The sequence below is a fragment of the Massilia sp. Soil_C_3 genome (genome assembly GCF_057657035.1).
The window spans coordinates 346,733-359,620 of sequence record NZ_JBDGJG010000006.1; the positions used below are offsets into that span (position 1 = coordinate 346,733).

Here is a 12,888-nt window from a genome sequence, read left to right on the forward strand (position 1 = left end):
AACTTAACTCAATGTGATCAGTCTAAATATGCTCTTGACGGAATAGTCTCTGGACGGAATAATGTCCGGACGGTGGGAAGTAGAATACACCGATGCGCTAGAGGTATGGTGGGCAGGTTTGACGGAGTCTGAACAGGAATCCGTCGACGTATCGGTTCGGCTTCTTGAGGAAAAAGGACCAAACCTTGGCTTCCCTCATAGTTCAGGAATCCAGGGCTCCCGGCATTTGCATATGCGCGAGCTTCGAGTGCAGCACGAAGGACGCCCATACCGGATCCTGTATGCGTTTGATCCTCGCCGATGTGCCATTCTTCTCATTGGCGGCGACAAGACGGGTGACAACCGATGGTACGAAGGCTACGTGCCATTGGCGGACAAGCTATACGACGCACATATCGGAACTCTGAAGAAGGAAGGACAAAGCGATGGCTAAGAAATTCAACGAACTGCGTGCTGGAATGTCGCCTGAAGCGCAGGCGCGAGCCGCTGCACGTGCGGAAGCCATGTTGGTCGAGATGCAGCTTCAAGAACTACGTAAGTCCAGGAATGTGACGCAGGTTGAAGTTGCTAGGGCGATGAGTGTAGAGCAAGCAGCAGTCTCAAAACTGGAGCGCAGGGACGATATGTATGTCAGCACGCTGCGTGATTATGTCAAGGCACTGGGCGGCGAGTTGAAGTTGGTCGCGTCGTTTCCCGATGCCGAGATCCAGCTTCATTCGTTTGAGCCAGCCCGCTGACATCAGAATCAATCGAGCCGGCGGGCGTAGCGGTCGTGGACGTGTTGGCTGATGAAAGTTGACAGGCCGCGGCCCTCTGCGGCCAACTGGCACATGCTGGCGATATTCGAGGCGCCTGCGCTGCCAATGGTATAGACATACCGAACACCACCTGTGAACTCGACAGTGATCGAATCCGCCCCGATCTGATAAGCGAGGACACCCGATTGCCCGCTGCGATTGGCATAACGCTGCATGACCTGCTCCAGAAGTGAACATGGACCCGAGATGGGTCCATGTCTTTTTTCTACAAGAACAAAAATCAGGACCGCGTGCGCTGCAGCCGCAGCAGGCCTTCCGGCGTGCGGATCGCGCGCAAGTCGTCGTAGTCCGGCACGCCGGTCACTTTCGTCTCGAGCGGCTCGTGGTGGGTGGCGGTGACGACGATGCTGTCCATCCCGGCCGCCTCGGCCGATTGCAGGCCGGCCAGCGTATCCTCGAACACCAGGCAGTCCTGCGGGCGCATGCCCAGCTTTTCGGCGCCCAGCAGGAAGGGATCTGGCGCCGGCTTGCCGCGCTGGACGTCCTCGGCGGCCACCATCACGGGCGGCGTCGGGAGCCCGGCCGCGGCAATGCGCGCCTCGGCCAGCGCGCGCGGGGCCGAGGTGACGATGGCCCAGCGATCGGCTGGCAGGGTGGCCAGGAAAGCCGCCACGCCGGCGATCGCCTCGATGCCTTCCACGTCTTCGATCTCGGCCAGCGTGATGCGCTGCGCTTCGGCTTCCACGTCGATATCGGGCAGGCCGACGCCGCGCACCGTGTCGATGCTGCGCTTGCCGTGGATGGTGGGCAGGAAGACGTCGACGTCCAGGCCATGGCTGCGCGCCCAGGCGGCCCAGACCCGCTCGGCGGCGATGATCGAAGTGAGGATGGTGCCATCCATGTCGAACAGGAAGGCGGCGTAGTCGCGGGTGGGGAGGGCGGTCATTGAATCGTTGCTGTAGAAGGGTGAACAGAGGGAGATGGACCTTGGACGAAGGCCCAGATACGTCGTTCCCGCGCAGGCGGGAACCCAAGTGCTGCTGGCGTCGTCGTAACGCGAAAAACCTGGGTTCCCGCCTCCGCGGGAACGACGTGCGAGATTACTCGGCCAGCTGCTGGCGCACGCGCACGATCGCCGCGCGCACCTGGTTCGGCGCGGTGCCGCCCACGTGGTCGCGCGCCGCCACCGAACCCTCGAGGGTCAGCACCTCGAACACGTCCTGCCCGATCAGCGGCGAGAAGCCCTGCAGCGTTTCGAGCGACATCTCGGACAGGTCGCAGCCCGCCTGGTCGCAGGCGCGCACCGCATGCGCCACGGCTTCGTGGGCGTCGCGGAATGGCAGGCCCTTTTTGACCAAGTAGTCGGCCAGGTCGGTCGCGGTGGCATAGCCTTGCAGCGCCGCGGCGCGCATGTTCTCGGCCTTGACCGTGATGCCCGAGGCCATGTCGGTGAAGATGCGCAGCGTATCAAGCACCGTATCGACCGTGTCGAACAGCGGTTCCTTGTCTTCCTGGTTGTCCTTGTTGTAGGCCAGCGGCTGGCCTTTCATCAGGGTCAGGAGGCCCGTCAGGTGGCCATACACACGGCCGGTCTTGCCGCGCGCCAGTTCCGGCACGTCCGGGTTCTTCTTTTGCGGCATGATCGACGAGCCGGTGCAGAAGCGGTCGGCGATGTCGATGAAGCCGATGCGCGGGCTGATCCACATCACCAGCTCTTCCGAGAAGCGCGAGACGTGCATCATCAGGATCGAGGCGGCTGCGGTGAATTCGATCGCGAAATCGCGGTCGGACACGGCGTCGAGCGAGTTGTGGCAGACATCGTCGAAGCCCAGGGTCTTGGCCACGCGCAGGCGATCGATCGGGAAGGTGGTGCCGGCCAGGGCGGCGGCGCCCAGCGGCAGGCGGTTGACGCGGCGGCGCGCATCCTGCATGCGCTCGGCGTCGCGGCCGAACATCTCGACATAGGCCAGCATGTGGTGGCCGAAGGTGATCGGCTGCGCCACCTGCAGGTGGGTGAAGCCTGGCATGATCGTGTCGGCGTGGCGTTCCGCCAGATCCGTCAGTGCGCCGCGCAGGCCGTTCAGCAGGGCCAGAATGTCGTCGATGGCGGCGCGCACGTACAGGCGGATGTCGGTGGCGACCTGGTCGTTGCGCGAGCGGCCGGTGTGCAGGCGCTTTCCGGCGTCGCCGACCAGTTCGGTCAGGCGTTTCTCGATGTTCAGGTGCACGTCTTCCAGGTCGAGCAGCCATTCGAAGCTGCCGGCGTCGATCTCGGACCGGATTTGCGTCATGCCGCGTTCGATCTCCGCACGGTCGTGCTCGTTGATGATGCCCTGGGCCGCCAGCATCTCGGCGTGCGCCAGCGAGCCCTGGATGTCGTATTGCGCCAGGCGTTTGTCGAAGAACACGGACGCGGTATAACGCTTGACGAGATCGGACACGGGTTCGGAGAAGCGGGCCGACCAGGCTTCGGCTTTTTTGGAGAATTGTTCGGTCATGGTGGAATTCCGGTTGGGGATTCGACGATTATAAACCGCGCCGCCTCTACGTCTTCCGGTGGGCAGATTACTGCGAGAAAGCTAGCGAAAAAAAAGCTCCCTGCAGAGCTCAATCGAAACCAATACAGAGGCCAAACGGCGCTAGAATGGTTTTTTTGCCAGCTCTGCAAGCCCAATGATTACGAACGATTCCAGCTTCCAGGTCAGTACTGACCAGTCCCGGCTCGATATCCCGATGATCTACCGCTTCCTCAGTGAGCAGTCGACCTGGGCCGTGGGCATTTCCCGTCCGATCGTCGAGCGCGCCATCGAGAATTCGCTGTGCTTCGGCGGCTACCTCGACGGCCGCCAGATCGCCTTTGCGCGTGTGATCACCGACTACGCCACCTTCGCCAACCTGGTGGACGTGTTCGTCGTGCCCGAGTACCGCGGGAACGGCTACGGCAAGCAATTGATCGGCGTGGTGCTGGGCCACCCCAGCCTGCAGAAACTGCGCCGCTTCACGCTGGCCACCAAGGACTCGCACGGCTTGTACGAGCGCTTCGGTTTTACTCCACCGTTGCGTCCAGAGACATTGATGGAACGTTACTTTCCCAACATCTATCTATCCTGAGCGTACTCAACATGGCGACGTGAATCTGGAATCACGCTTACTCTGATGGCTCATCAGAGGAAGCCCTATGTTCCGATTCGTCGTCCATGCCGTAATCACGTTGGCATTGCTGGCGAGCAGTGCCAGCAATGCCGCTGACAAAGAACCAGTACCGCCGAAAGGCTCGCTCGTCATCATCGGCGGCGCCCTGCGCGCCGATAACGATGCCGTGTGGGAACGTATCGTCCAGCTCGCGGGCGGCAAAGGCGCCCGCGTGGCCGTGTTCGCCTCCGCCTCGGCCAGTCCCGAACGGGCCGGCAATTATCTCGTTGAGCGCCTGAACCGCCATGGCGCCGACGCCTTCTTCGTCCCGGTCGCCGAGCGCCTGGATGGCGCCGACGGGCGCGCCGCGGCCGACGATCCCAAGCTGGCCGAGGCCGTGCGCACGGCCGGCGGCGCCTATTTCTCGGGCGGCGACCAGGGGCGCATCACGGGCGTCCTGCGCCGGCCCGACGGCGGCAACACGCGCGTGCTCGACGCCCTGTGGGACATGTACCGGCGCGGCGGCGTGATCGCCGGCTCGAGCGCCGGCGCTGCCATCATGAGCAGCACCATGTTCGGCCATCCGCGCTCGATCCTGTCCACGCTCCAGCATGGCGTCGACGACGGCCGCCAGATCACGCGCGGCCTGGGCTTCATCGGCGACGACGTCTTCATCGACCAGCACCTGCTGGTGCGCGGACGCTTCGCGCGCATGCTGCCGGCCATGCTGGCCAAGGGCTACAAGATCGGCCTCGGGATCGACGAGAACACGGCGATGGTGGTGGGGCCGAAGCGCGACGTCGAGGTGATCGGCTACCGTGGCGCGCTGCTGGTCGACCTGAGCGAGGCCGCCACCCGCGACGGCAGTTTCAATCTCGCCAACGGGCGCCTGAGTTACCTCGACAATGGCGACCGCTTCAACCTGGCCACCAAGATCTTCACCCCTGCGCCCGAGAAGGCGCACGGCAAGGTCGATGCCAAGAAGCCGTACTGGCGCGGCCCGCTGTTCTCGGCCGACATCCTCGGCAACGGCACGGTGGTCGACCTGATGGCCAAGCTGATCGACAGCGACCAGGTCGACGCGATTGGCCTGTCGCTGGACAGCCCCAACGCCGAGCGGCCCGACCTGGGCTTCGAGTTCAAGCTCAGTCGCGTGGGGGAGAGCGTGGGTTACCAGTCGGCGTTCAGCGAAGCCTATTCGGTCTATAACGTGCGGCTCGATATCCGGCCGATCGTTGTGCAAAGGCCGCTGTATCAATACCGATAAGTCAGTATCGATGAGCTTAGAATAATGCGATCTTCTTATTGCCGAGGAATCGCGATGCGCAGTCTCCTGATCCAGTGTCTTGCCGCCCTGCTGCTGGGCGTGACGTTCCTGCCGGCGGTGCAGGCCGCCCAGCCGGCCACGGTCCGTCTCGACTACACCCACAGCGGCAATGCACTCTCCGACCAATACGCCATCGAGCGCGTAGCGATCGAACCGCTGCCCTGGCCGGGAAACATGGCGCGCAACCTCGACGACACCAACCGTGGCCAGAACCGGGTCGAGGTGGTCGATGCCAAGACCGGCGACCTGTTGTACTCGCGCGGCTTCTCGACCGTGTTCGGCGAATGGCGCACCACCGAGGAAGCGAACCGCATCAGCCGCTCGTTCCAGGAATCGGTGCGCTTCCCGCAGTTCGAGCAGCCGGTGCGGGTACGCATCCTCAAGCGCGACGAGCGCAACGGGTTCTCGGTGGCCTGGAGCATCGAGGTCGATCCGAATGCCCAGGACGTCATCCGGCGCCAGCCGCCGGCCCTGGCAAAACCGATCGCGATCCATTCCAGCGGACCGTCGCCCGACAAGGTCGACCTCCTGATCCTGGGCGATGGCTATACGCAGAAGGACATGAAGAAGTTCGAGCAGGATGCGCGCCGCCTGACGAAGCATCTGTTTACGGTGTCGCCATTCCGCGAGCGCGCGAAGGATTTCAATGTGTGGGCGATGGCGGTGCCGACCGAGCAATCCGGCATCAGCCGGCCGTCGACCGGCGTGCATAATCCGTCCGCGTTGGGCACGCGCTACGACATCTTCGGCAGCGAACGCTATGTGCTCACGCTCGACAACCGCGCGCTGCGCGACATCGCCCAGCACGCGCCGTATGAATTCATGGAGATCCTGGTGAACAACGAGACCTATGGCGGCGGCGGCATCTTCGGCCAGTTCAGCACCGCGGCGGCGGGCAACGATTGGGCCGACTACCTGTTCGTGCACGAATTCGGCCACCACTTCGCCGGCCTGGCCGATGAGTACTACACCTCACCCGTTGCTTACCAGTCGGCCAGCGGCCGCATGGAACCGTGGGAGCCGAACGTCACCGCGCTACGCGACCCCGCTAGGCTCAAATGGAAGCGCCATGTGAAGGACGGCACGCGGTTGCCGACGCCGTGGCCCAAGGCGCAGTACGAGGAAGAGTCGCGCGCCTACCAGAAGAAGCGCGCCGCACTGCGCGCCGGGAATCGCCCGGAATCCGAGATGAGCGCCTTGTTCCATGAAGACCTGCAGCGTACGAACGCATTGTTCGCGCAGCAGCCGCACCGGCACACGATCGGCGCCTTCGAAGGCGCCAACTACGAGGCCAGCGGCTACTACCGGCCGGCGATGCAATGCCTGATGTTCGACCGCAGCGACAAGTTCTGCCCGGTATGCCAGGACGGCATCGGCGACATCATCGACCTCTATGCAGGCGCTGTTCAGCGGTAATCTTTGCTTACAACTCTGACAATTTGACTGTGGGCTGTCTAACAGACCCGGCGCTGCGATCGGCTTATTCTGGAATCACTGAAGAACAACAACGACTGCACAGGCAACCCGATCTGTGCAGAGACCAACCAGAAAAGGAAACACATCATGAACAAACTGATCGCTACCCTCATCGCCGGCCTGATGGCTACCGCTGCTCACGCTCAAACCACCGCGCCGACCACCACCGCGGCAGACAACCGCATCGTCAAGGCGGAAGCCAATGCCGAGAAAGACGTGATCAAGGCAGAGCAGAAAGAAATCAAGACCGCCGTCAAAGCGGACGAGAAAGTGAACAAGACCATGGCCAAGGCTGTCGAGACCAAGTCGAAAGCCCACGCCAACCTGGTCGAGTCGCACACTGACGCAGCCGCGAAAGTGGCCAAAGCCGATCCGGAAGACCGCGCCAAGGCGATGGCCAAGGCTGAAGAGAAAGTGGCCGACGCCAATCTGAAAGCCGAGAAGAAAATGATCAAGGCCGACGAAAAAGTGCTGAAGGCACAAGTCGATGCGGCAGCCGACAAGGCCACCGCTGCCGCCAAGACCGAGCAGGTGCGTGCTGAAGCACAAGCTGACGTGCACAAGGCTGCTGCCCGTAACTAAGCACCAGGCTTGAAACAAAAAATGCCGGCTCGCGCCGGCATTTTTGTTTCTGAACGTTGAAAGCGGTCGGGATTACGAAGCGTCGGCCGCCCGCATCGCCAAATCCTGCGCCTTCAGCCTCGCCGACAACGCCTTGCCCTTGCGCGCCCGCTTGCCAAAGTGCGGCTCCAGTCCCGACGCAAACAGTTCCACCGTCCGCGCCTTGCCCTCAGCCCAAGTACCAACCACGTTCACACCCTTCTGGTTGATCGGCTGCGCCGCCAGCATCTTCTCTTTCGGCTCCAGCTCCATCAGAATCACACCGCGACCGCCATTGGTCAGCACCTTCATCTCGTCGATGCCGAACACCAGCACGCGGCCCTTTTCCGACAGGCAGGCGATCGCGCCGGCAGTGTCAGTGACGACCCGCGGCGGCAATGGCGTCGCGCCTTCGTTCAGGGTGATGAACGACTTGCCACCCTTCAGGCGGCTGACCATATCGCCGGCCTTGGTAATGAACCCGAACGCATCCGAGGTCGAGATCAACAGGCGCGTCTCCGGATTGCCCGCGAAGTAGTGCAAAATCCGCACACCGCCCGACAAATCGACCAAGGTGGTAATCGGCACGCCGTCGCCGCGCGCGCCAGGCAGCGCGTTCACCGGCACCGAATACACCTTGCCGTTGTCGCCAATGCCCAGCAGGTGATCCACCGTGCGGCACTCGAAGGCCTTATACAGCGAGTCGCCGGCCTTGAACGTGAACTGCGCCGGATCGTGTCCGATGCCGGTACGCGCGCGCACCCAGCCTTTTTCCGACACGATCACGGTCACCGGCTCGTCGATGACCTTCTGCTCGGCCACCGCGCGCTGCGCTTCCTCGATGATGGTGCGGCGGTCGTCGCCGTACTGCTTGGCGTCTGCTTCGATTTCGCGGATGATCAAACGCTTCATCGACGATGGGTTCTCCAGGATGTCCTCGAGCTTCTCTTTATCGCTGCGCAGTTCGGCCAGCTCCTGCTGGATCTTGATCGCTTCCAGGCGCGCCAGCTGGCGCAGGCGGATCTCGAGGATGTCCTCGGCCTGGCGCTCGCTCAGGCGGAATTCCTCGATCAGCGCCGCCTTCGGCTCATCCGAATTGCGGATGATGGCGATCACCTTGTCGATGTTCAGCAGGACGGTCTCGCGGCCTTCCAGGATATGGATGCGGTCGTTGACCTTGCCCAGCTTGAATTCGGTGCGGCGCCTGACGGTCGTGAATCGATAATCGATCCATTCCTGGATGATCGTGCCCAGGCCTTTCTGGCGCGGACGGCCGTCGCCGCCGATCATCACCATATTGATCGGCGCCGAGCTCTCGAGCGAGGTATGCGCGAGCAGCATCAGCATGAATTCGTTCTGGTCGACATTCTTCGACTTCGGCTCGAACACCAGGCGCACCGCGGCTTCGCGGCCCGATTCGTCGCGCACCGCGTCGAGCGCGCCCAGGATCGTGTTCTTCAGCGCCAGCTGTTCCGGCAGCAGCGCCTTCTTGCCGGCCTTGACCTTCGGATTCGTCAGTTCTTCGATTTCTTCCAGCACGCGCTGCGACGAGCAGCCCGGCGGCAGTTCGTACACCACCGCCTGCCACTGGCCGCGCGCCAGCTCTTCGATCTTCCAGCGCGCGCGCACCTTCATCGAGCCGCGGCCGACCGCATACATGTCGGCGATCGTCGATGCCGGGGTGATGATCTGGCCGCCGCCCGGGAAGTCCGGACCGGGGATGAAGGTCATCAGCTCGGCGTGGGTGATCTTGGGATTGCGGATCATCGCCACCGCCGCCGCCGCGACCTCGCGCAGATTGTGCGAGGGGATCTCGGTGGCCAGGCCGACCGCGATGCCCGAGGCGCCGTTGAGCAGCACCATCGGCAGGCGCGCCGGCAGCGTGCGCGGTTCGGTGGTCGAACCGTCGTAGTTCGGTTGCGAGTCGACCGTGCCCATGTCGATCTCGTCCATCAGCAGGCGCGAGATCGGGGTCAGGCGGGCTTCGGTATATCGCATTGCCGCGGCGCCGTCGCCGTCGCGCGAGCCGAAGTTACCCTGGCCGTCGATCAGCGGATAGCGCAGCGAAAAGTCCTGCGCCATGCGCACCAGCGCGTCGTACACCGACTGGTCGCCGTGCGGGTGCAGTTTACCGAGCACGTCGCCGACCACTGCGGCCGACTTGCGCGGCTTGGCGGTCGGGCCCAGGCCCAGTTCGTTCATCGCGTACAGGATGCGGCGCTGGACCGGCTTCTGGCCGTCCGACACGTCCGGCAGCGCGCGGCCCTTGACCACCGAGACGGCGTAGTCGAGGTAGGCGCGCTCGGCGAAGGTGGACAGGGTGAGCGTCTCGACGTCCGAGGGCTCGTGTTGTTGTTCAAAGAGACTTGGTTGATTCGTCATGATGTGTGTTCGATGTTCTGCGGGGGCGCTTGGGTGTGCGGAGAAACTTGGGTCCCCGCCTGCGCGGGGACGACGTGTTCGGGCCACTGGCCGAAAGACCGTCGTTCCCGCGCAGGCGGGAACCCAAGTTCAGCTAACAAACCACTAACCTCATCAGATATCCGCCTCCGTCTCATTGCCGTGTTCCTCGATCCAGGCGCGGCGCGCCGCGGCTTCGCCTTTGCCCATCAGCATATTGAAGCGCGATGCCGATTCGGCGTGGTCGTACTGGCCGAAGGCCACCGGCAGCAGGCGGCGGGTGTCCGGGTTCATGGTGGTTTCCCACAGCTGCTCGGCGTTCATCTCGCCCAGGCCCTTGAAGCGCGAGATGCTCCACACGCCTTCCTTCAGGCCTTCTTTCTTGAGCTTGTCCTCGATCGCCAGCAGTTCGCCGTCGTCCAGCGCATACAGCTTCTGGATCGGCTTCTTGCCGCGCGCCGGCACGTCGACCCGGTACAACGGCGGACGCGCGATGCAGATATTGCCGTTGCCGAACAGGGCAGGGAAGTGCTTGAAGAACAAGGTCAGCAGCAGCACCTGGATGTGCGAACCGTCGACGTCCGCATCCGACAGGATGCAGATCTTGCCGTAGCGCAGACCAGACAGGTCGGGCGAGTCGCCGACGCCGTGCGGATCGACGCCGATCGCCACCGAGATATCGTGGATTTCGTTATTGGCGAACAGGCGGTCGCGGTCGGTTTCCCAGGAGTTGAGCACCTTGCCGCGCAGCGGCAGGATGGCCTGGAATTCCTTGTCGCGGCCCATCTTGGCCGAGCCGCCGGCCGAGTCGCCCTCGACCAGGAACAGCTCGTTGCGCGTGATGTCGGTCGATTCGCAATCGGTCAGCTTGCCCGGCAACACCGCCACGCCGGACGATTTCTTCTTCTCGACTTTTTGCAGCGAACGCAGGCGCGACTGGGCCTGCTTGATGACGAGTTCGGCCAGCTTCTTGCCGTATTCGACGTGCTGGTTCAGCCACAGTTCGAGCGGCGGTTTGGTAAACGTCGACACCAGCTTGAGCGCATCGCGCGAATTCAGGCGTTCCTTGGTCTGGCCCTGGAATTGCGGGTCCAGCACCTTGGCCGACAGCACGAACGAGACGCGCGCGAACACGTCCTCGGGCAGCAGCTTGACGCCTTTCGGCAGCAGGCCGTGCAGCTCGACGAAGTTCTTCACCGCGCCGAACAGGCCGTCGCGCAGGCCGGCTTCGTGGGTGCCGCCGCTCACGGTCGGGATCAGGTTGACGTAGGACTCGCGCACCACGCCGCCTTCCTCGGTCCAGGCCACGACCCAGTCGGCGCCTTCGCCCTCGGCGAAGCTGTCGTCGCCCGCGGCGGCGAACTGCGCGCCTTCGAACAGCGGGATCAGGGTCTCGCCGCTGGAACTTTGGGCCAGCGCTTCGTTCAGGTAGCCGCGCAGGCCTTCGTCGTAGCGCCAGGTCTGGACGTCGCCGGTCTTGCCGTTGGTGAGCGTGACCGTCACGCCCGGCAGCAGCACCGCCTTCGAGCGCAGCAGGCGCTGCAGGTCGCCCAGCGGGATGTTCGGGGAATCGAAATATTGTCCGTCCGGCCAGGCGGTGACGCGGGTGCCGTTCTTCTTGCCGCCACGTTCGGCAGGGCTGGAAGTGAGCGGCTCGATCACGTCGCCATTGGCAAATACCAGCTTGTGCTGGCCGTTGCCCTGGTCGTCGCGCCGCCACACCTCGATCTCGAGGCGCTTCGACAGCGCATTGGTGACCGAGACGCCGACCCCGTGCAGGCCGCCCGAGAAGGCGTAGGCGCCGCCCGAGCCCTTGTCGAACTTGCCGCCGGCGTGCAGGCGGGTGAACACGATCTCGACCGTGGACACGCCTTCTTCCGGGTGGATACCGACCGGGATGCCGCGGCCGTCGTCCTCGACCGTGATCGAACCGTCCGGGTTCAGGGTCACGCCAATGTTCTTGCAGTGACCGCCCAGCGCTTCGTCGGAGGCGTTGTCGATCACCTCCTGGATGATATGGAGCGGATTCTCCGTCCGGGTGTACATGCCCGGACGCTGTTTCACAGGTTCGAGTCCCTTGAGGACGCGGATGGATGATTCGCTGTAGTCTGGAGCGGGTTTCTTGGAGGCCATCTTGAAGATTGATTGTCGAATGCTCCGGCATTCTAACTTGTCGGGAGGAAAAGGTTGGGCTTTTTTACTGTTTAAATATACAGTAGTTTGCGCTGTGACGTGCTTTTCGCTTCGCACGTTTGTGCTAGATTAAGCCAGATAATCACGGCAATGCCAGGGAGGGGCGTTACCGATGCACTTGTCCAGCTATCCGTTTACCATTCGCCTGATCGGGTTTACCCCGGCTGAAAGCGCGCGGCTCGACGCCCTGCTGGCGCGGGCGCCGGGCGTGGGGCCGTCGTATTCTTGCCTGCATGACGATAGTTTGCAAGAGCCGGACCTGTATATCGCCAACGGCGACAGCCCCACCGCGCTGACCCGGCTCGGCTGCCTGCCGCCGGGATCGCTGCAGCCGGCGCTCGTGATCGGCAACCCCGGCGCCGAGCCCTGGCGCACCCTGGCGCGGCCGGTCGACTCGCTGCAACTGTATGAAGCCCTGGCCGAACTGCTCGATAACCGGGTCCAGGTGCTGGTGCAGCAGAGCACCCGCACCGTCCGGCGCGTGCTGGCCGAACGCCGCCGCCGTCCGCGCCTGGCGCCGGACTGCGAAACGCCGGCATTCTACACGCGCCAGCGTCGTGGTCCGGTAGATGGGGCCGTCCTGATCGTCGACAAGGAATGCCAGCTGCGTAACCAGGTGGCGCGCGTGCTCGGCCCGCGCCGGGTGCCGGTGGAATGGACCGACAGCCTGTGCGCGGCGGTGCGCCTGTGCGACGAAACGAAGGTAGCGCTGGTGTTGATCAACACGGCGGCGGTCGGCATCGAACCGTATGAGGTGTGCAGCTCGATCAAGTCGCAGGACGGAGCGCAGCGCACGCCGGTGGTGTTCCTGGTCGAGCAATCCTTTTACTACGACAGCGTGCGTGCGCGCCGCGCCGGGGCGCGCGGCCTGCTCACGACGCCGGTCGCCGGCCGCCACTGGATGCTGACCTTTCAGAAGCTGCTGGATCTCCCGGTGTAGGGAAGACGCGACGTTTTGTAACAACTTTATATCGTGCGAAGCAATGGGGAAGTTATATTAAT

At 63.5% G+C, this 12,888-nt stretch carries 12 protein-coding genes; 7 read left to right on the forward strand and 5 right to left on the reverse strand.

Going from position 1 to position 12,888, the window contains the following annotated elements; all coding sequences use genetic code 11:
• The first annotated feature begins 61 nt into the window (after positions 1 to 61).
• Complete coding sequence (locus AC3A6F_RS14510) at positions 62 to 433, forward strand: type II toxin-antitoxin system RelE/ParE family toxin (protein WP_487681857.1); 372 nt, start codon at positions 62 to 64, stop codon at positions 431 to 433.
• Positions 426 to 737, forward strand: coding sequence for a helix-turn-helix domain-containing protein (locus tag AC3A6F_RS14515; RefSeq protein WP_320474057.1), 312 nt, complete (start codon positions 426 to 428; stop codon positions 735 to 737). The genes AC3A6F_RS14510 and AC3A6F_RS14515 overlap by 8 nt, the downstream gene beginning before the upstream one ends.
• An 8-nt stretch (positions 738 to 745) precedes the next feature.
• Here AC3A6F_RS14515 and AC3A6F_RS14520 read toward each other — a convergent pair whose 3' ends face one another.
• The 3 genes from AC3A6F_RS14520 to argH all read right to left on the reverse strand — a co-directional run bounded on the left by AC3A6F_RS14520 (position 746) and on the right by argH (position 3,256).
• On the reverse strand, positions 746 to 973 hold the full coding sequence (locus tag AC3A6F_RS14520; protein ID WP_487681859.1) for a hypothetical protein: 228 nt from the start codon (positions 971 to 973) through the stop codon (positions 746 to 748).
• Positions 974 to 1,038: 65 nt separating this feature from the next.
• A complete protein-coding gene (locus AC3A6F_RS14525; protein ID WP_487681861.1) occupies positions 1,039 to 1,704 on the reverse strand; it encodes an HAD-IA family hydrolase in 666 nt (221 codons plus the stop codon).
• Positions 1,705 to 1,858: 154 nt separating this feature from the next.
• Positions 1,859 to 3,256, reverse strand: coding sequence for an argininosuccinate lyase (gene argH, locus AC3A6F_RS14530; RefSeq protein ID WP_487681863.1), 1,398 nt, complete (start codon positions 3,254 to 3,256; stop codon positions 1,859 to 1,861).
• 175 nt (positions 3,257 to 3,431) lie between these two features.
• Here argH and AC3A6F_RS14535 point away from each other — a divergent pair, with 175 nt between their 5' ends.
• From AC3A6F_RS14535 to AC3A6F_RS14550, 4 genes are all read left to right on the forward strand, one after another.
• Positions 3,432 to 3,869: a GNAT family N-acetyltransferase gene (locus AC3A6F_RS14535; RefSeq protein ID WP_487681865.1), complete on the forward strand. Its 438-nt coding sequence runs from the start codon at positions 3,432 to 3,434 to the stop codon at positions 3,867 to 3,869.
• Positions 3,870 to 3,936: 67 nt separating this feature from the next.
• On the forward strand, positions 3,937 to 5,157 hold the full coding sequence (locus AC3A6F_RS14540; protein WP_487681867.1) for a cyanophycinase: 1,221 nt from the start codon (positions 3,937 to 3,939) through the stop codon (positions 5,155 to 5,157).
• 54 nt (positions 5,158 to 5,211) lie between these two features.
• Complete coding sequence (locus AC3A6F_RS14545) at positions 5,212 to 6,633, forward strand: IgA Peptidase M64 (protein WP_487681868.1); 1,422 nt, start codon at positions 5,212 to 5,214, stop codon at positions 6,631 to 6,633.
• Positions 6,634 to 6,780: 147 nt separating this feature from the next.
• On the forward strand, positions 6,781 to 7,275 hold the full coding sequence (locus AC3A6F_RS14550) for a hypothetical protein (protein WP_487681870.1): 495 nt from the start codon (positions 6,781 to 6,783) through the stop codon (positions 7,273 to 7,275).
• A gap of 72 nt (positions 7,276 to 7,347) precedes the next feature.
• Here the strand turns inward: AC3A6F_RS14550 and parC are convergent, their stop codons facing one another.
• Positions 7,348 to 9,675 carry a DNA topoisomerase IV subunit A gene (parC, locus tag AC3A6F_RS14555; RefSeq protein WP_487681872.1) on the reverse strand — a complete coding sequence of 776 codons (2,328 nt, stop codon included), beginning with the start codon at positions 9,673 to 9,675 and terminating at the stop codon, positions 7,348 to 7,350.
• 153 nt (positions 9,676 to 9,828) lie between these two features.
• Positions 9,829 to 11,826 (reverse strand): DNA topoisomerase IV subunit B, encoded by a 1,998-nt coding sequence (locus tag AC3A6F_RS14560; protein ID WP_487681874.1) that lies wholly within the window; start codon positions 11,824 to 11,826, stop codon positions 9,829 to 9,831.
• 172 nt (positions 11,827 to 11,998) lie between these two features.
• On the opposite strand from AC3A6F_RS14560, the gene AC3A6F_RS14565 reads away from it, so the two are divergent.
• Positions 11,999 to 12,826, forward strand: coding sequence for a response regulator (locus AC3A6F_RS14565; protein ID WP_487681876.1), 828 nt, complete (start codon positions 11,999 to 12,001; stop codon positions 12,824 to 12,826).
• Positions 12,827 to 12,888 lie beyond the last annotated feature (62 nt).

Bases quoted from the DNA above. Each gene is read 5' to 3' on its own strand.
- AC3A6F_RS14510 (WP_487681857.1), top strand. From the start codon at position 62: ATGTCCGGACGGTGGGAAGTAGAATACACCGATGCGCTAGAGGTATGG.
- AC3A6F_RS14515 (WP_320474057.1), top strand. From the start codon at position 426: ATGGCTAAGAAATTCAACGAACTGCGTGCTGGAATGTCGCCTGAAGCG.
- AC3A6F_RS14520 (WP_487681859.1), bottom strand. From the start codon at position 973: ATGCAGCGTTATGCCAATCGCAGCGGGCAATCGGGTGTCCTCGCTTAT.
- AC3A6F_RS14525 (WP_487681861.1), bottom strand. From the start codon at position 1,704: ATGACCGCCCTCCCCACCCGCGACTACGCCGCCTTCCTGTTCGACATG.
- argH (WP_487681863.1), bottom strand. From the start codon at position 3,256: ATGACCGAACAATTCTCCAAAAAAGCCGAAGCCTGGTCGGCCCGCTTC.
- AC3A6F_RS14535 (WP_487681865.1), top strand. From the start codon at position 3,432: ATGATTACGAACGATTCCAGCTTCCAGGTCAGTACTGACCAGTCCCGG.
- AC3A6F_RS14540 (WP_487681867.1), top strand. From the start codon at position 3,937: ATGTTCCGATTCGTCGTCCATGCCGTAATCACGTTGGCATTGCTGGCG.
- AC3A6F_RS14545 (WP_487681868.1), top strand. From the start codon at position 5,212: ATGCGCAGTCTCCTGATCCAGTGTCTTGCCGCCCTGCTGCTGGGCGTG.
- AC3A6F_RS14550 (WP_487681870.1), top strand. From the start codon at position 6,781: ATGAACAAACTGATCGCTACCCTCATCGCCGGCCTGATGGCTACCGCT.
- parC (WP_487681872.1), bottom strand. From the start codon at position 9,675: ATGACGAATCAACCAAGTCTCTTTGAACAACAACACGAGCCCTCGGAC.
- AC3A6F_RS14560 (WP_487681874.1), bottom strand. From the start codon at position 11,826: ATGGCCTCCAAGAAACCCGCTCCAGACTACAGCGAATCATCCATCCGC.
- AC3A6F_RS14565 (WP_487681876.1), top strand. From the start codon at position 11,999: ATGCACTTGTCCAGCTATCCGTTTACCATTCGCCTGATCGGGTTTACC.